The 15,435-nt window shown below is 73.9% G+C and carries 14 protein-coding genes and 1 tRNA gene; 5 read left to right on the forward strand and 10 right to left on the reverse strand.

The features are described from left to right. Nucleotides 1-208: 208 nt before the first annotated feature. The 5 genes from ACFQ6N_RS09895 to ACFQ6N_RS09915 all read right to left on the reverse strand — a co-directional run bounded on the left by ACFQ6N_RS09895 (nucleotide 209) and on the right by ACFQ6N_RS09915 (nucleotide 4,612). The gene (locus ACFQ6N_RS09895) at nucleotides 209-1,051 is read right to left on the reverse strand and encodes a carbohydrate-binding protein (protein ID WP_380648164.1); all 843 of its coding nucleotides are present in this window, start codon (nucleotides 1,049-1,051) and stop codon (nucleotides 209-211) included. A gap of 124 nt (nucleotides 1,052-1,175) precedes the next feature. Further along, the gene (locus ACFQ6N_RS09900) at nucleotides 1,176-2,105 is read right to left on the reverse strand and encodes an AraC family transcriptional regulator (RefSeq protein ID WP_380648166.1); all 930 of its coding nucleotides are present in this window, start codon (nucleotides 2,103-2,105) and stop codon (nucleotides 1,176-1,178) included. A gap of 102 nt (nucleotides 2,106-2,207) precedes the next feature. Then, entirely contained in the window at nucleotides 2,208-3,080 is an 873-nt protein-coding gene (locus tag ACFQ6N_RS09905) for an SCO1664 family protein (RefSeq protein ID WP_380648168.1), read from the reverse strand. Further along, on the reverse strand, nucleotides 3,050-3,616 hold the full coding sequence (locus ACFQ6N_RS09910) for a DUF3090 domain-containing protein (protein ID WP_380648169.1): 567 nt from the start codon (nucleotides 3,614-3,616) through the stop codon (nucleotides 3,050-3,052). The genes ACFQ6N_RS09905 and ACFQ6N_RS09910 overlap by 31 nt, the downstream gene beginning before the upstream one ends. Before the next feature lie 303 nt (nucleotides 3,617-3,919). Next, the gene (locus ACFQ6N_RS09915; protein WP_380648171.1) at nucleotides 3,920-4,612 is read right to left on the reverse strand and encodes a histidine phosphatase family protein; all 693 of its coding nucleotides are present in this window, start codon (nucleotides 4,610-4,612) and stop codon (nucleotides 3,920-3,922) included. A 162-nt stretch (nucleotides 4,613-4,774) separates the two neighbouring features. Here ACFQ6N_RS09915 and ACFQ6N_RS09920 point away from each other — a divergent pair, with 162 nt between their 5' ends. Then, nucleotides 4,775-5,764 carry a magnesium and cobalt transport protein CorA gene (locus ACFQ6N_RS09920; RefSeq protein ID WP_380648173.1) on the forward strand — a complete coding sequence of 330 codons (990 nt, stop codon included), beginning with the start codon at nucleotides 4,775-4,777 and terminating at the stop codon, nucleotides 5,762-5,764. A 99-nt stretch (nucleotides 5,765-5,863) separates the two neighbouring features. Here the strand turns inward: ACFQ6N_RS09920 and ACFQ6N_RS09925 are convergent, their stop codons facing one another. Further along, nucleotides 5,864-6,910: an LLM class F420-dependent oxidoreductase gene (locus ACFQ6N_RS09925; protein ID WP_380648175.1), complete on the reverse strand. Its 1,047-nt coding sequence runs from the start codon at nucleotides 6,908-6,910 to the stop codon at nucleotides 5,864-5,866. Between the two features lie 249 nt (nucleotides 6,911-7,159). Here ACFQ6N_RS09925 and ACFQ6N_RS09930 point away from each other — a divergent pair, with 249 nt between their 5' ends. Together ACFQ6N_RS09930 and ACFQ6N_RS09935 are read left to right on the forward strand one after the other, a co-directional pair. After that, nucleotides 7,160-8,140, forward strand: a complete 981-nt coding sequence (locus tag ACFQ6N_RS09930; RefSeq protein ID WP_380648177.1) for an aldo/keto reductase — start codon at nucleotides 7,160-7,162, stop codon at nucleotides 8,138-8,140. 58 nt (nucleotides 8,141-8,198) lie between these two features. Continuing rightward, nucleotides 8,199-10,475 carry a helix-hairpin-helix domain-containing protein gene (locus ACFQ6N_RS09935; protein ID WP_380648180.1) on the forward strand — a complete coding sequence of 759 codons (2,277 nt, stop codon included), beginning with the start codon at nucleotides 8,199-8,201 and terminating at the stop codon, nucleotides 10,473-10,475. A 91-nt stretch (nucleotides 10,476-10,566) separates the two neighbouring features. Here ACFQ6N_RS09935 and ACFQ6N_RS09940 read toward each other — a convergent pair whose 3' ends face one another. Beyond that, nucleotides 10,567-11,172, reverse strand: coding sequence for a hypothetical protein (locus ACFQ6N_RS09940; RefSeq protein ID WP_380648182.1), 606 nt, complete (start codon nucleotides 11,170-11,172; stop codon nucleotides 10,567-10,569). A 366-nt stretch (nucleotides 11,173-11,538) separates the two neighbouring features. On the opposite strand from ACFQ6N_RS09940, the gene ACFQ6N_RS09945 reads away from it, so the two are divergent. Beyond that, nucleotides 11,539-11,745 (forward strand): DUF5703 family protein, encoded by a 207-nt coding sequence (locus ACFQ6N_RS09945; RefSeq protein WP_380648241.1) that lies wholly within the window; start codon nucleotides 11,539-11,541, stop codon nucleotides 11,743-11,745. Between the two features lie 246 nt (nucleotides 11,746-11,991). Here the strand turns inward: ACFQ6N_RS09945 and ACFQ6N_RS09950 are convergent, their stop codons facing one another. The 3 genes from ACFQ6N_RS09950 to ACFQ6N_RS09960 all read right to left on the reverse strand — a co-directional run bounded on the left by ACFQ6N_RS09950 (nucleotide 11,992) and on the right by ACFQ6N_RS09960 (nucleotide 15,059). Continuing rightward, nucleotides 11,992-12,825, reverse strand: a complete 834-nt coding sequence (locus ACFQ6N_RS09950; protein ID WP_380648183.1) for a chaplin — start codon at nucleotides 12,823-12,825, stop codon at nucleotides 11,992-11,994. A gap of 379 nt (nucleotides 12,826-13,204) precedes the next feature. Then, entirely contained in the window at nucleotides 13,205-13,447 is a 243-nt protein-coding gene (locus tag ACFQ6N_RS09955; protein WP_380648184.1) for a chaplin, read from the reverse strand. A 280-nt stretch (nucleotides 13,448-13,727) separates the two neighbouring features. After that, nucleotides 13,728-15,059, reverse strand: coding sequence for a M20/M25/M40 family metallo-hydrolase (locus ACFQ6N_RS09960; protein ID WP_380648186.1), 1,332 nt, complete (start codon nucleotides 15,057-15,059; stop codon nucleotides 13,728-13,730). Nucleotides 15,060-15,350: 291 nt separating this feature from the next. Between ACFQ6N_RS09960 and ACFQ6N_RS09965 the strand changes: the two genes are divergently transcribed. Further along, a tRNA-Leu gene (locus ACFQ6N_RS09965) sits at nucleotides 15,351-15,435 on the forward strand.

The raw sequence follows: 15,435 nt of genomic DNA on the forward strand, positions 1-15,435 counted from the left end.
TCAGTCGTTGCCCGACCGCTTCCCGACTGGTAATGAACGGTTCCGGCGGTGGATCCGGGCCTGGTCAGGGCCCGGTCAGGACCCGGTCAGGACCCGGTCAGGGCCCTGCGGAAGGCCCGGCCGATGCCGGGGGCGGACATGGTTGAGCGCCCGGTCGGCCCTGCCGCCGACCGGGCGCCCGGCTCCCCGGGTGATGCGGCCGGAGCCGCTACGACCGCTGCCAGAGGGCCGGCACGTTCGGCGGCTCCCAGCCGACCAGGGCGGTGTGCGCCTGGAGGCAGACGTAGGAGACGCCGGAGTAGGTGACGCGGTCGCCCGCGCGGTAGGAGGTGCCGGCCGCCCAGCTGCCGCTCGGCGGCGTGGTGGGCGTCCCGGTCGGGGTCGAGGTGGCGGTGGGCGTGGGCGTCGGGCTCGGCGTGCCGGGGGTCTGCGGCACGTCCAGCACGAAGTCGTAGCTGCCCTCGCGGACGTTGCCGTTCTGCCGGACGTTCATCAGCAGCCGGGGGTCGTAGATGGTGTCCGTGCTGTTGCGCGGCTCGCCCGGGAAGTACAGCTGGGTGGTGACGATCCGGCGCCCGGGGGCCTGGAGCTTGACGTGGATGTGCCGGGTGCGGCCCGGGTAGAGGCCGGGCACGATGGTGTCCAGCTTGAACGCGCCGTTGGCGTCGCTGAACTGGTGGCCGCGGAAGGTGTAGCCGACGTTGTCGTAGGTGCCGTTGTCGTCGGCCTGCCAGAAGTCCAGCAGGACACCGGAGACGGGCCGGCAGGCACTGCCGAAGACGTAGCCGCTGACGACCAGGCGGGTGCCGGGGCCGTCGTTGACCATGGAGCTGCGCAGCGGGGAGTTGGGCTTGAAGTAGGGGCCCTCGGTCTGCTCGATCGTGGGGTCGTCACCGTCGTGGCAGTCGGGGGTGAGTTCCGGGGCCTGACCGCTGCCGGCCTGGTCCCGGGCCAGTGCGACCCCGCCGCCGATCAGCAGCGGGGCGGCCCCGAGCGCGGCGGCGGCCTTCAGTACGGTCTTGCGGCTGATCATGCCGTCGGGCGTGGGCATGCGCCGTCTCCTTCTCATGAGGCGGGGTGTGGGGGCGGCCCTTGCCATGGTGGGGGCATGACAAGGGCCGGACCGGTCGCCCGTCCAAGCGCGCCGGACCGGCCACCGGTGGCCAGCAGCAAAGTTACGGGCCGTCGGGTGCGACCGCGATGGACATGATCCGGGGATCGTGGTGATTTCCGTCGACCCGGGCCCGGAACTCCCCCGGCGTCATCCCGGTCTCCCGGCGGAAGAACCGGCAGAAGTACGCCGGGTCCACGAATCCGGCCTCCTTCGACACCTGACGGATCGTCAAATCCGTGCAGGCGAGCAGTCGTTTGGCCTCCAGGGTCTGCTGGCGGCGGATCAGGCCGCCCGGGGTGCGTCCGGTGGCCTGCTTCACCAGGGTCTGCAAGTGCCCCGGGGAGACGCCGAGTTCCTGCGCGGTGGAGGCCACCGAGTGCCGCACCCCGCCCGGCTTGGCGATCAACCGGGTGAAGGCGGCGGCCACTTCGGCCGGCCGGCTGGGCACCGAGGGGCGGTCGCTCGGGACACAGGCCCGCAGCGCCCGGACGATCAGGATGTGCAGGCTGGCCCGCAGCACGCCCTGGTAGCCGGGCGCCATCGTCCGGTACTCGTGCTCCATGTCGGCGAACAACGCGCCCACCGCGTCGGCGTGTTCACCGAGCGCCAGGGCCGGACGGCCGGCCAGGGCCCGCAGGGCGGCGAGGTCCTGCGGGTGGCCGAGCAGGAAGTCCTCGTTGAACAGGGCGACCCGGCCGACGAGGCCCTCGGCGTCCGCCCAGTAGTGCACCTGGCCCGGCGTGATCACACACAACTGCGGTGGCGCCAAAGGCCGGTGGACCAGGTCCAGGACGTGGGCACCACGTCCTCCGGTGACGTGGACGATCTCGTAGAAGGAGTGCCGGTGGGGGAATCCGGCCCGGGACAGCGGGCCGATCGCGTCGAAGCTGCCGATGGCGAAGGGGAGCAGCTGGGGCAGCGGGACCTGCAGCCGGTGCAACGGCAGGTCCGGCGTGGCCCGGGGGGTGGGGGTGGTCCGTCGCGCGTCCATCGGAGCAGTGTGCGACCTATCCCGGCGACAGGTCCAGACCATCGACCGGTCCGGACCATCGGGCCGTCCGCTGCTCCGGCCCGGCGCGGACCGCCGCACCGGCTACATCGGCGGCCAGGGGATCGCGGGCCACTCCTCGGAGGGCAGCGGGTGGCGGCCGGAGCCGCGCAGCCCGGCCACCCGGGCGCGGGTGGCGTCCAGTTCGGCCGCCGTCAGGTGCGGGGCGAGGCGCTCGGCGAGTTCGCCGTCCAGCTGCTCGGCCAGCCCGGTCAGCACCTCCAGCGCCTCGGCCGGCAGCGGGTCCCCGGCCCAGCCCCAGAGCAGGGTGCGCAGCTTGCCCTCGGTGTTGAAGGTGACGCCGTGGTCGATGCCGTACACCCGGCCGTCGGCGGCCGGGATCAGGTGGCCGCCCTTGCGGTCGGCGTTGTTGAGCACCGCGTCCAGGACGGCGAGCCGGCGCAGCCGACGGTCGTCGTGGTGCACCAGCAGCGCGGTGCGCCCGCCCTCGACCTCGGCCCGGACGATCGGCAGCCAGCCCTCCTCCGGGCCGCGCGGGTCCTGGAGCGCGAGCAGCGGCTCGGCCTCCGGGTCCGGCTCGACCCACAGCTGCACCATGCCGGGCCCGTGCGGGCCGTCGCGCAGCACGGTGGGCGGGATCAGCGCCCAGCCGGTCGCGGCGGACAGCTCGTACGCGGCGACCTCGCGGCCCGCCAGCGTGCCGTCCGGGAAGTCCCAGAGCGGGCGCTCGCCGGCCACCGGCTTGTAGACGGCCTGCGCGCTCAGCGAGCCGTGCGCGACCGTGCAGTACAGCGCGGCGTTGGAGGCGTCGGTGAGGCGGCCGTGCACGGTCAGTTCGCCCTGGCGCAGCAGCGCGAGGGCGGTGGGCACGTCGGCGGCCAGCGCGGCGGCGGCGGCCGGGTCGGCCTGCGGCGGGGTCTGGGTGTTCAGCGCCGGTAACCGTTCGCGCGCGGGCACAGGTGGCCCTCCGGGTCGAGCGGCAGGTTGCAGAACGGGCAGGGCTTGCGGCCGGCCGCGACCAGGTCCAGGGCGCGCTTGGCGAACACCCGGGCCATCGCGCCCGACAGCCGCACCCGCAGCATGTCCGGGCCGTTGTCGTCGTCGGTGAAGACCGCCTCGGCGTCCTCCTCCTCGTCCTCCTCGACCACCGCCTGCGCCTCGACCACCAGACAGCTGTCCGCGCTGTCCCAGGCCAGGGCCATGGTGCCGACCCGGAACTCCTGCTCCAGCGGCAGGTCCAGCGGGGCGGTGTCGAGCAGGTCGTTCGGGGCGGCGGCCGGAATGGCGGTGTCGCCGCCGCTGCGCCGCAGCGCCTCGTCCAGGACCTCCTCGATCCGCTCCGCGAGCGCCGCGACCTGGGTCTTCTCCAGCAGCACGCTGGTGATCCGGCCCCGGGCACTGGCCTGGAGGTAGAACGACCTGGCGCCGGGCTGGCCGACGGTACCGGCCACGAACCGTTCGGGCTGGTCGTAGAAGTAGACCTGACGGGGCACGCTCTCGCTCCGGATCGTGTCGGTCGGCGCGGATCCTCCGTGGGGGATCGCGGGTGTTCGGACTCGTAAGTCACCCTACGACCTTCGGGCTCCGGCCGGGGAGCCGAGCCGACGGCCGCGGGCGGGGTGGCACCGCAGGGTGCGGACGGTGCCGCTCGGTCGGGGTGCCGACCGCCCGGGCTGCCCCGGGCCCGTGTCACGGGCCTTGGTGCGGGCTCCGGCCACGGGCTCCCGGCGCGGACTCCGGCCTCGGGCGGCGGCGGTCGGTCGGCACCGGGCGGCCGGTGCCGGCGGACGGACCGCTCAGGCCGTGCCGCCGACCACCGCGTCGCCGGACGGGGCGGCCGCGGCCGGGCCGGGCCTCGGCGCCAGCGACGCCAGGTCGCCGGTGTCGCCCATTCTCAGCACGAAGGGCCGCTGCGGGGTGTAGCGGATCGCGGTGACCGAGCAGGGCTCGACGCTGATCCGCTGGAAGTGGTCCAGGTGCAGGCCGAGCGCGTCGGCCACCACCGCCTTGATCACGTCGCCGTGCGAGCAGGCGATCCAGACCGCGTCCTCGCCGTGCTCGGCGGCGATCTTCCCGTTCCACTCGCGCACCGCGCTCACCGTCCGGTGGCTCAGCTCGCGCAGCGACTCGCCACCGGGGAAGGCCGCGGCTGCGGCGTGGTCCTGGACGGTGCGCCAGAGCGGCTCCTTGGCCAGCTCGGCCAGCGGACGGCCGGTCCAGTCGCCGTAGTGGCACTCCCCCAGCCGCTCGTCCTCGGTCGGCCGGCCCAGCTCGGGCCGGGCGGCGAGCAGCGGTTCCAGAGTCTGCCGACAGCGCTCCAGCGGGCTGCTGACGGCCTGTGCCAGCGGGATGCCCGCCAGCCGGCCGGCCAGCGCGGCGGCCTGCCCGCGCCCGGTGTCGTCGAGGTCCACGCCGGGGGTCCAACCGGCCAGGATCCCGGCGGTGTTCGCGGTGGAGCGGCCGTGACGGACGAGCAGCAGGGTGGGCATGGGGCTTAGCCTACGGCCTCCGGGCACGGCCGTGGGAGCGGGTCACCGTCCGGTTTCCCGCCCGGTCCGGACGCCGCCTGCCCGGTCCGGACGCCGCCCGGCCGCCGGTCCGGATGTCGCCCGCGCGCCCGGTCCGTGCCGGACGGCCGCGGCCGGGTGACAATGGCCCGCATGATCGTCCACTGCGCCGCCTACTGCGACGGCCGCCGGATCGAGGCCCCCGACGACCTGGCCGGCGCGCTCGCCGCCGCCCGCGCGGCCGGTCCGGACGGCTTCGTCTGGATAGGCCTCTTCGAACCGACCGCCGAGGAACTCGACCACGTCGGCAAGGAGTTCGCGCTGCACCCACTGGCCGTCGAGGACGCCGTCAGCGCCCACCAGCGCCCCAAGGTCGAGGCCTACCAGGGCTCCCTGTTCATCGCCCTGAAGACCCTCGGCTACGCCCCCGGCGCGCACGCCGTCACGGTCGGCGAGGTGATGGTCTTCCTCGGCCGCGACTTCGTGATGACCGTCCGGCACGGCACCGACAGCCCGCTCAGCGGCCTGCGAGCCCGGCTGGAGCAGGAGCCCGAGCTGCTGCGCTACGGGCCCAGCTCGGTGCTGCACTCCGTCGCCGACACCGTCGTGGACGGCTACATGGAGGTCACCACCGGGCTGCAGGCCGACCTGGACGAGCTGGAGGCGGACATCTTCGCCCCCGGCCGGGTCGGCCGCGACACCGCCGGGCGGATCTACGGCTACAAGCGCCAGGTGATGTCCGTGCGCCGCGCCACCGGCCCGCTGCTGGAGCCGATGCTGACGCTGGATCGCCACACCCGCTTCGTCCGCCCCGAGACGGCGCCCTACCTGCGGGACGTCGCCGACCACCTGGCCCGGGTGAACGACCAGGTGGACGGCATGGACCGGCTGCTGTCCGACATCCTCAACGCCAACCTGGCGCAGGTCAGCGTGCAGCAGAACAACGACATGCGGAAGATCTCGGCCTGGGCGGCGCTGGCCGCCGTGCCGACGATGATCGCGGGCGTCTACGGGATGAACTTCGATGACATGCCCGAGCTGCACCAGCCCTGGGGGTACCCGGCGGTGCTGACCCTGATGGTCCTGGTCTGCCTGGTGCTGCACCGGGTGTTCAAGCGGCACGACTGGCTGTAGCGCCGCCCGGATACCCCGGCACCCGCTGCCCGGGTGCCGGGTGCCGGGGTGCCGGGGTGTCCGGTCCGGCGAGGTCCGGCTAGGACCGGCTAGGACCGGCTAGGCCAGCCCGGCGCGCTCCAGCGCCGCGACGCCGGTGCGCAGCGCCTGGATCCGCTCGTCGAGGGTGAACCCGGCCGGGGCCAGGGTGAGCGTGGTGACGCCCGCCTCGGCGTAGGCCTGCATCCGGTCAGCGATCCGGGCGGCGTCGCCGATCAGCGAGGTCGCGTCGATCAGGTCGTGCGGGACGGCGGCGGCGGCGCCCGCGTAGTCCTTGGCCAGGTACTTCTCCTGGATCTCGTCGGCCGCCTGCTCGAAGCCCATCCGGCGGGTGAGCTGGTTGTAGAAGTTCTTCTCCTTGCTGCCCATGCCGCCGATGTAGAGCGCCGCGTACGAGCGCAGGGCGTCGACCCCGGCCTTGATGTCCTCGCCGACCGCCAGGTTCACGGTCGGGCAGAGGTCGAAGCCGTCCAGTGTCTTCCCGGCCTTGGCACGGCCGGCCACCAGCGGGTCCAGGGAGAGCGCGGCGTGCTCGGGCGAGAAGAAGATGCCGAGCCAGCCGTCGGCGATCTCGCCGGTCAGCTCCAGGTTCTTCGGGCCGATCGCGGCGATGTACAGCGGGATGTGCTCGCGCACCGGGTGCACGGTGAGCTTGATCGGCTTGCCGGGGCCGCCGGGCAGCGGCAGCGTCCAGTTCGCGCCCTCGTGGACCAGCCGCTCGCGGGACATCGCCTTGCGGATGATCTCCACGTACTCGCGGGTGCGGGCGAGCGGCTTGTCGAACTTCACGCCGTACCAGCCCTCGGAGACCTGCGGGCCGGAGACGCCGAGGCCCAGGCGGAACCGTCCGCCGGAGAGGGTGTCCAGGGTCGCGGCGGTCATCGCGGTCATGGCCGGGGTGCGGGCCGGGATCTGGAAGATGGCCGAGCCGACGTCGATCCGCTCCGTCTTCGCGGCCACGTAGCTGAGCACCGTCGCGGCGTCCGAGCCGTACGCCTCCGCCGCCCAGCAGACCGCGTAGCCGAGGCGGTCCGCCTCCTGGGCCACGGCGATGTTGTCGGCGTCCATGCCGAGTCCCCAGTAGCCGAGGTTGATCCCGAGTCGCATCTGCCACACCTTCCAGTGGGTTGGGTCGGGCCGAGGGTAACCGCGCCCGCGCCGGACATGCTACTGACGGGTAGTGGTGGGCTGGGTCACATGCGCCCCACCTGCGGCGGCAGTGATCGTTCTGCGGGTCTTCCCACCTGTCCGCGCACCGGCCGCTACGCTCAGCCGACGGGGGGAGCACTCTCCCCACCTGCGCGTTTACAGGGCTGCCGGGCTCCCGGCGCCACCGGCCAGTGGAGGGCCCGCCCGATGGAAAAGCGTCACCTCGGCCGCACCGGACTCCAGGTCTCCCGGCTCGCCCTCGGCACCATGACCTGGGGCCGCGACACCGACGAGCACGAGGCCGCCGAGCAGCTCAAGGAGTTCGTCGACGCCGGCGGCACCCTGGTCGACACCGCCGACGTGTACGCCGACGGCGGGGCCGAGTACCTGATCTCCCGGCTCACCGACAACCTGATCCCCCGGTCCGAACTCGTCATCGCCACGAAGGCCGGCAGCGTCCCCGAGTCCGCCCGCCGCTTCGACGGATCGCGCGGCCACCTGCTCACCGCCCTGGACGCCTCGCTGCGCCGGCTCGGCACCGACTACGTCGACCTGTGGCAGGTGCACGCCTTCGACCCCGCGACCCCGGTCGAGGAGACGCTCAGCGCGCTCGACATCGCCGTCTCCTCCGGGCGCGCCCGCTACGTCGGGGTCTGCGACTTCAGCGGCTGGCAGCTCGCCAAGGCCGCCACCTGGCAGCGCGCCCACCACGGGCGGGCCTCGCTGGCCGGGGCGCAGCTGGAGTACTCGCTGCTGCAGCGCGGGATCGAGCGCGAGGCGCTGCCCGCCGCGCTGGACGCCGGGATCGGGGTGCTGGCCGGCTCGCCGCTCGGGCGCGGGGTGCTCACCGGCAAGTACCGGCACGGCGTCCCGCAGGACTCGCGCGGCGCCTCCCCCTACCTGACCGGGTTCGTCCAGCCGTACCTCGGGGAGCGCTCCCGGCGGATCGTCGACGCTCTCGCCACCGCCGCCGACGGGCTCGCCAGCAGCCCGCTGGCGGTCGCGCTGGCCTGGGTCCGGGACCGGCCCGGGGTGGCGAGCGCGCTGGTCGGGGCGCGGACGGTGGGGCAGCTCCAGGCGGCGCTGTCGGTGGAGGCGCTTACGCTTCCGGGTGAGATCCGCAGCGCGCTGGACGACGTCTCGTCGCCGGTGCACCGCTACCCGGACCAAGGGTGGACCGAGCTGTGACGGCCCGGCCGGATCGACGAGCAGAACACGCAGTGGAGTGACCTTGGAGCGGACGACGATGAGTGACACGGGGAACGGTGCTCCGGCAGGAGCCGGCGGGGCCCAGGTGACTCCGGCGGAGGCGGCCAAGGCGGCCAAGGTCGCGGCGCTGAGGCAGGAGCTGCTCAGCACCAGGCCGCAGGGGCTGGGCGGGATGAGGCCGGATCCTCCGCTGCCCCGGAAGTCCGCGGAGGATCCGCAGGCTTCGGAGGAACCGCAGTCGCCGGAGGATCCGCAGGCTCCGGACGCATCGGAGGCTCGGGAGGCATCGGAGGCTCCGGCCTCCGCACCGGCCCGGCGGCCCGCCGAGCCCGCCGGGCAGGCCGGGCCGGCTGCTCCCGCCGCAGCTCCGGCGGCCGCTCCGGCCGCACCGGTCGTGGTGCCCGCGCGTGCCGCCCGGGTCCCCGAGGGGCCTGGCGACGACGTGCTCCGGGCGACCGCAGCGGTGCTGACCGGCGGTGGCGCCCCCGCCGAGCTGGCGGCGGCGGCCGTGGCCGAGTTCGGCGACGACGCCGCCGAACGGCTGCGCGAGGACCCGTGGGCGGTGCTCGGCCTGCCCGGCGTCCGTCCCGAGCACGCGGACGGCTTCGCCCGTGAACTGCTCGGCCCCGAGGCCGAACCGGGCGACCGGCGCCGCGCCCAGGCGCTGGTGCAGTGGCTGCTGGAGCAGGCGGCGCTGCGCGGGCACTCGGCCCAGGAACTGGCCGACGTGACCGCCGGGCTCGAGAAGCTCCGGATGCCGGACCCGGCCGCCGCGGTCCAGGCCGCCGTCGAGGACGGGCGGGTGCTGCCCTCGCAGGAGGAGCTCACCGGAGCCGAGGCGCACGCGGCGGGCGGCGAGGACGACGAGCCCCCGACCCGCACGCTGCTCGCGCTGGAGCGGCTGGCGATGGCGGAGGACACCCTCGCCGAGGCGCTGGTCCAGCTGATGGCCACCTTCGTTCCGGGCGCGGACGCCGAACCGGCGGACACCGAGGCCACCCAGGACACCGGGGACGCCGAGGACACGGCGGACGGGGAGGGCTCGGAGGACACCGGGGACGCGACTCAGGACGCGACCCAGGAAGCCCCCGCCGCCCCCGGCCCGGCCGCGTGGGAGGCCGCCGCCGAAACCGCGTCGTCCTCCTCCGCGAGCGCCCTGATCCGCGCCGTCGCCGACAGCGCCCTGGTGCTGCACAGCGGCGGCGAGGCGGCCCGGGCCGAACCGGCCGCGCTGGTCGCCGCCGCCCGGGGCCTCGGGCTGCGGGCCTGGGCCGCCACCTGGACCGACCAGGGCCGGGATTCCTTCGCGGCGCTCGCCCCGGCCGGCGCCGAGGCCGATGCCGGCACCACCGAGTCCCCCGCCGTGGTCACCCTCGCCGACCTGCTCTCCGGTGCCGCCGGCCCCGGCCGCACCCCGGACGGCATGCTCGCGCTGGACCTGCTGGTCGTCCTGGACGCCCCGCTGCTGGACCTCGAACTGGCCGCGACCGTCCTGGAGTCGCTCGCCGACGGCACCCGGCTGGTGTTCAGCGGCGACCCGGGCCAGCTCTGGTCGGCCGGCCCCGGCCGCTTCTTCGCCGACCTGCTGGCCGCCAAGGCCTGCCCGGCGGTCGCCTCCCGCACCCCGGACTTCGGCCCGATCGGCGAGCTGGTCTCCGGCATCGGCATCGGCGAGCTCCAGCCGGTCGAGGCGCCGGACAAGGAGGTGGTCATCCTGACCGCCAAGGACGGCGGCGAGGCCGTCCACCGCGCCGTCCAGCTGCTCACCGACTCCATCCCGCGCGCCCTCGGCATCCCCGCCGAGCAGGTGGTGCTGCTCACCCCGGGCCACGGCGGCTCGGCCGGCACCCGGGCCCTGAACGCGGCCGCCAAGGCGCGGCTCAACCCCGGCCCCGGCCGGTTCGGCGGCTTCGATCCGGGCGACCGGGTGGTCGAGTCCCCCACGCCCGGCATCACCCGCCCGGCCCGGGTGCTGGACGGCGACGCCACCGGCCTGCACCTGGAGTACGCGGACGGCTCGCGCCGGACGGTCCCGCCCGCCGATGCCGCCAAGCTGCGGCACGGCTGGGCGCTGACCGTCCACCAGGCGCTCGGGCGCCGCTGGCCGGGCGCCGTGGTCGTGCTCCCGGAGGACGCCGCCCCGGCGCTCACCCGGCAGTGGGTCTACACCGCCTTCGGGCGGGCCGAACGGCACCTGTCCGTGGTGCACGCGGCGGGCCCGGCGCTCGCCCAGGCCGTCGCCGAGCGCCCGGCGCAGCCGCGTACCACCCGGCTGCGGGCGGTGCTCGCCGAGAACGCCGCCTCGGTGGACTGACACCCGGCGCACCGGCCGCACCGGCGCGCCACGCGCGAAGGGCGGGCCCCGATGGTCAGGGGGCCCGCCCTTCGTCCGTTCCGGACCGCGTTCAGTCGTCCGGGTCCTCGTCGTCGTAGACCTCGCTCACGTCGAACCGGCAGATCAGCAGCTGCGGATCGGCGTGCTCGAAGGGCTCCGGCAGCCACTCGCCCGGCTCGGTCGGCTCGGCCGCCGCGACCCAGAGCGTCGAGTCCCCCTCCTCCAGCCCGAACTCCTCGCTGCGGGCGGCGATCTCGTCCGGCTCGTACTCGCCGAACAGCACGCCGATCGCGGCGTTCACCCCGCCCGGGCCGGCTCCGCCCGGGGTCAGCGACTCGTCCAGCCGCTCGGCCTGGGCGCGCAACCTCGTGGAGTCGACGACGTGGTAGTCACGGCGGATCAGCACGCTGATCGCCTCGGGCTGCTCGGGGCCGTGGTACCCGCCGGGGCCCTCGTCCCCGGGGATCTCGAAGGGCGTGACCTCGTCGTACGCCTCGTACAGGAGCTGGTCATAGGCGATGGCCGCCGTCGCGAGCTGCTCGTAAGCGTCGGTCACGGCGGGATCATCGGTTGCGTTGGGGCTTGACACCGCTTCCAGATGACGGTCGATGGCGGCCTTGACCGCCTCAGCGGCGGCGCGTACCTCGGCAATGGTGGGCTGCGCGGCATCAGACATGGTGCAGACGCTATCTCCCCGCGGTGTCGGTACGCACAGCGGTTGTCACCTACACCCGCGATTTCACCGCAACTTCCGCCCTGATGCCCGATCTGCACCGATCCGTCCCCGTGCGGCACCGGCGCGAGCGGGGCGCGGAGGGCGCGCGCCGGACCCGGCGGGGCCGTCCGGGCACCGCTTCACGCGCCGGGATCGGGGTATCCCCTCCCCAGGGACAACACAACTGATGCACTGTCAGTCGAGGGTGCGGATCCGGGGCCTCCGGGCTGCCGGTTCCGCGCGGGAGGACGGCCGGAAATACCCGGGCCGACTGTCCGGGGCAGGCCGTAGGCTTGCTTGAAGGTGATCTCCAGGAGGAGCGTTTTGATCCCACGGAAGCCGGTCCGGCAGCCGGAGTACGAGTACCAGTCGCTGCGCATGCCGCGCGGCACCACCCGCAACGCGGCACGCCAACTGCTCACCGAGCATGCCGAGTACGGGCACTGGGAGCTCGACCGGCTGCGGCTGTTCCCCGACGGCAGCCGGACGGTCCGGCTCAAGCGGAAGATCATCCGCCAGGTCCGGAACTGGTGACGGGGCCGCTCCGCCCCGCACGGACGCCCGCACGGCCTTCACCCGCGCCCTCCACAGACGCCCTTCCGGCGCGCGCTCCTCGGGCACACGTCCTTCGGGCACGCGCTCTTCGGGCACGCCCTTGACGCACCCGCGACCGCCCGGTGATCCGGTGGCCGCGGGTGCGTCGTCGTCCCCGGCGGGTGCGCGTGGACGGGGTGCGGGGCCGGCCGCGCGGAGGGTCCGCGGGGCCGGCGACCGGTCGGGTCAGCGAGCCCCGGCGCGGGCGCGGCGGTAGAGCACGCCGCCGCCGAGCAGCAGGGCGAGCCCGGCCGCGCCGAGCAGTTCCACGCTGCCCGCGCCGGTGGACGCCAGCTGGCCGACGGGGGTGTCCGCCGTGGCAGCCGTCGTACGGGCGGCGGCCGGGACGGCCTGGGTGCTCGGGGTCGCGGGCGGCGCGGTGGTCGGGCCGCCGGTGCGCGGGATGCCCGGGTTGGTCTCGCCGCCGACCTGCGGCGGGGTCGGGTGGCTGCCCTCGGGGCAGTCCTCGGTCGGCTTCGGCGCGGGCTTCGGCGCGGGATGTGCCACGTTGGCGCAGTCGTTGCCGAAGGCCGGGTTCGCGACGCCGACCACGTCGACGGAGTTGCCGCAGGCGTTGACCGGGACGTCGACCGGGGCCTGGATGCTGTTGCCGGACACCACACCGGGCGAGTTGGCGGCTGTCCCGGAGGCGGAGGAGCCCGCGGCGGTGGTGCCCCGGCTGCCGCCGGCGCCGGAGCCCGCGGTGCCGCCACCGGCCTGGCCGCCGTGGCCGCCGTGGCCGGACTGCCCGGACGCGGGCGCCGCGTGGCGACCGCCGCCGGCGTTGGCGCAGTGGTTGCCGAACGACGGGTTCAGCGCGCCGATCACGTCGACCGTGTTGCCGCAGGCATTGATCGGCACCTCGATCGGCACCTGCACCGAGTTGCCCGAGGCGACGCCCGCTGACCCGACCGCACCTCCTTGCGCCTCGGCACCCGCGTAGGCGTAGCCGGCGGTCGAGGCCAGCACACTGCCGGTGGCCACGGCCGTGAGGATCCCCTTCTTGGCTACATTCCTCATGTTTTCCCCTGACGTTTTCGAGACGACGTGTCGACCTTGGCATGAACCTTATGAAAGTCGGAATTTTGATATATCCGTAAATCACGCAGGGTCTTCGGCTGCACAGGAGTTAACGAGAGGCGAACGGGGAGGTTGGGCCGAACGCGGCAGCTTCACTCGATCGAGCGATCGTGTCGCTACCCGTGTATCCGCACCGCGTCTGCCCTCGCCGCGACCGACCGCGGCGACCGTCCGCAGCCCGACTGACCGCCGCGACCGTCCGCCGCGACCGTCCGCACCCGGCCGCCGCCGGGTACGCGAACGCCCCCGGCGCGGCGCGTCCGCCGCCCGGGGGCCGGGTCGAGTCGACTCAACGGGCCTCAGCGGCCCGGAGCACGGCTCAGAAGTTGGCGCAGTGGTTGCCGAACGCCGGGTTCAGCACACCGATCACGCTCACGGTGTTGCCGCACAGGTTGACCGGGATGTGCACCGGGACCTGGATCTGGTTGCCGGAGACGACGCCCGGGGAACCGGCGGCCACACCCTCGGCACCGGCACCGCCATGCGCGGATGCGACACCGGCGGCGGCGAGCACCAGGCCACCGGTGGCAGCGGCGACAGCGGCGATCTTCTTGACCTTCATCATTCCTCCTGTATGGACAACGCAGCCCGTTCGGCGGGCTCCACAGGAATGAACGACGCTGCGGCAAACGGGGTACGGAACAGATTTGCCATTCACCCGCAACGGTGATGACTCGTACACATGATCACCCTGGAATCCCGGGCAGAATCGTTTCTGTCGATCTCTTTCGACTCGTCCCACAATCATCAGCTCGGACAATGCGTTCGGCCCGCCCCCGGCACTCCGGGAGCGGGCCGACCGAGTCACCTGATCAGCAGGCGTCGATGAACGTCGAGCCTCGTCAGCAGGCGTCGATGAAGCGGTCCAGCACCCGGACGCCGAACTTCAGGCCGTCCACCGGCACCCGCTCGTCCACACCGTGGAACATCCCGGCGAAGTCCAGCTCCGGCGGCAGCTGGAGCGGCGCGAAGCCGAAGCAGCGGATCCCCAGGTCCTGGAAGGACTTGGCGTCCGTCCCGCCCGACAGGCAGTACGGCACCGCCCGGGCGATCGGGTCCTCGGCCCGCAGCGCGGTCTGCATCGCCTCGACCAGCGCCCCGTCGAAGCCCGTCTCGATCGCCTTGTCCGAGTGCAGGCTCTCGCGCTTCACGCGCGGGCCGAGCACGCTGTCCAGCTCGGCCAGGAACTCCTCCTCGTAGCCGGGCAGGAAGCGGCCGTCCACGTGCGCGGTCGCCTGACCGGGGATCACGTTCACCTTGTACCCGGCGCCGAGCATGGTCGGCTGCGCGGTGTTGCGCAGCGTGGTGCCGATCATCTTGGCGATGCCGCCGAGGACGCGCAGCGTCTCGTCCATGTCCTCCGGGTCCAGCTCGACCCCGAGCGCGTCGGACAGCTCGTCCAGGAAGGCCCGGACGGTCTTGGTGATCCGCAGCGGGAACTGGTGCCGGCCGAGCCGGGCCACCGCCTCGCACAGCTCGGTGATCGCGTTGTCGTCGTTCGTCATCGAACCGTGCCCGGCCCGGCCCTCGACCGTCAGGCGCATCCAGTGCATGCCCTTCTCGGCCGTCTCCACCAGGTAGAGGCGGACCTGGTCGTTGACCGTGAAGGAGAAGCCGCCGACCTCGCCGATCGCCTCGGTCACGCCCTCGAACAGCCCCGGGTGCTTGTCCACCAGGAAGCGCGCGCCGTACGTGCCGCCAGCCTCCTCGTCCGCGAGGAAGGCCAGCACGATGTCGCGCGGGGGCTTGCGCCCGGTGCGCAGCCGGTCCCGGATGACCGCCAGGGTCATCGCGTCCATGTCCTTCATGTCGACCGCGCCGCGCCCCCAGACGCAGCCGTCGGCGATCTCGCCGCCGAACGGGTCGTACGTCCAGTCCGCGGCGTTGGCCGGCACCACGTCCGTGTGGCCGTGGATCAGCAGGCCGGGGCGGGAACGGTCCTCGCCCTCGATCCGGACCACCGTCGAGGCCCGCCCCTTGGCCGACTCGAAGATCTTCGGTTCGAGCCCGAACTCGGCGAGCTGCTCGGCGACGTACTCGGCCGCCTTGCGCTCGCCCGGACCGGAACCGTCGCCGTAGTTGCTGGTGTCGATCCGGATCAGATCGCGACAGATCCCGGCGACCTCCGACTCAGCCGTCACCTGCGACGCCGCAGACTCGCTCCGCTCGCTCACGGTCACTCCTCGTCTCTGGCCCGCACCGACGCACCAGCGCGCCACCCCCGGGACCTGCACCCGGGCCGTACGAGCACGTCCGCCCATCCTCCCCCAGCCCCCGACCCGGATCCACCCCCCGCACGCCCCCGAAACCCCCTGGTCACGCCCCCGCCACACGCCGCCCCTTGCCCCCGCCACCGGCCCCACTCCGCCGCCCGGAGCCGTTTTGGGACCCCAAGCCGATCTTTGCTACAGTTACATCTGTCAGCGCGACGGACGAGAGATCGGAAGCCGCGAGGACGACACCTGGTCCGGGTGGCGGAATGGCAGACGCGCTAGCTTGAGGTGCTAGTGCCCTTTATCGGGCGTGGGGGTTCAAGTCCCCCCTCGGACA

The organism is Kitasatospora sp. NPDC056446 (assembly GCF_042796115.1).
Classification (GTDB): domain Bacteria; phylum Actinomycetota; class Actinomycetes; order Streptomycetales; family Streptomycetaceae; genus Kitasatospora.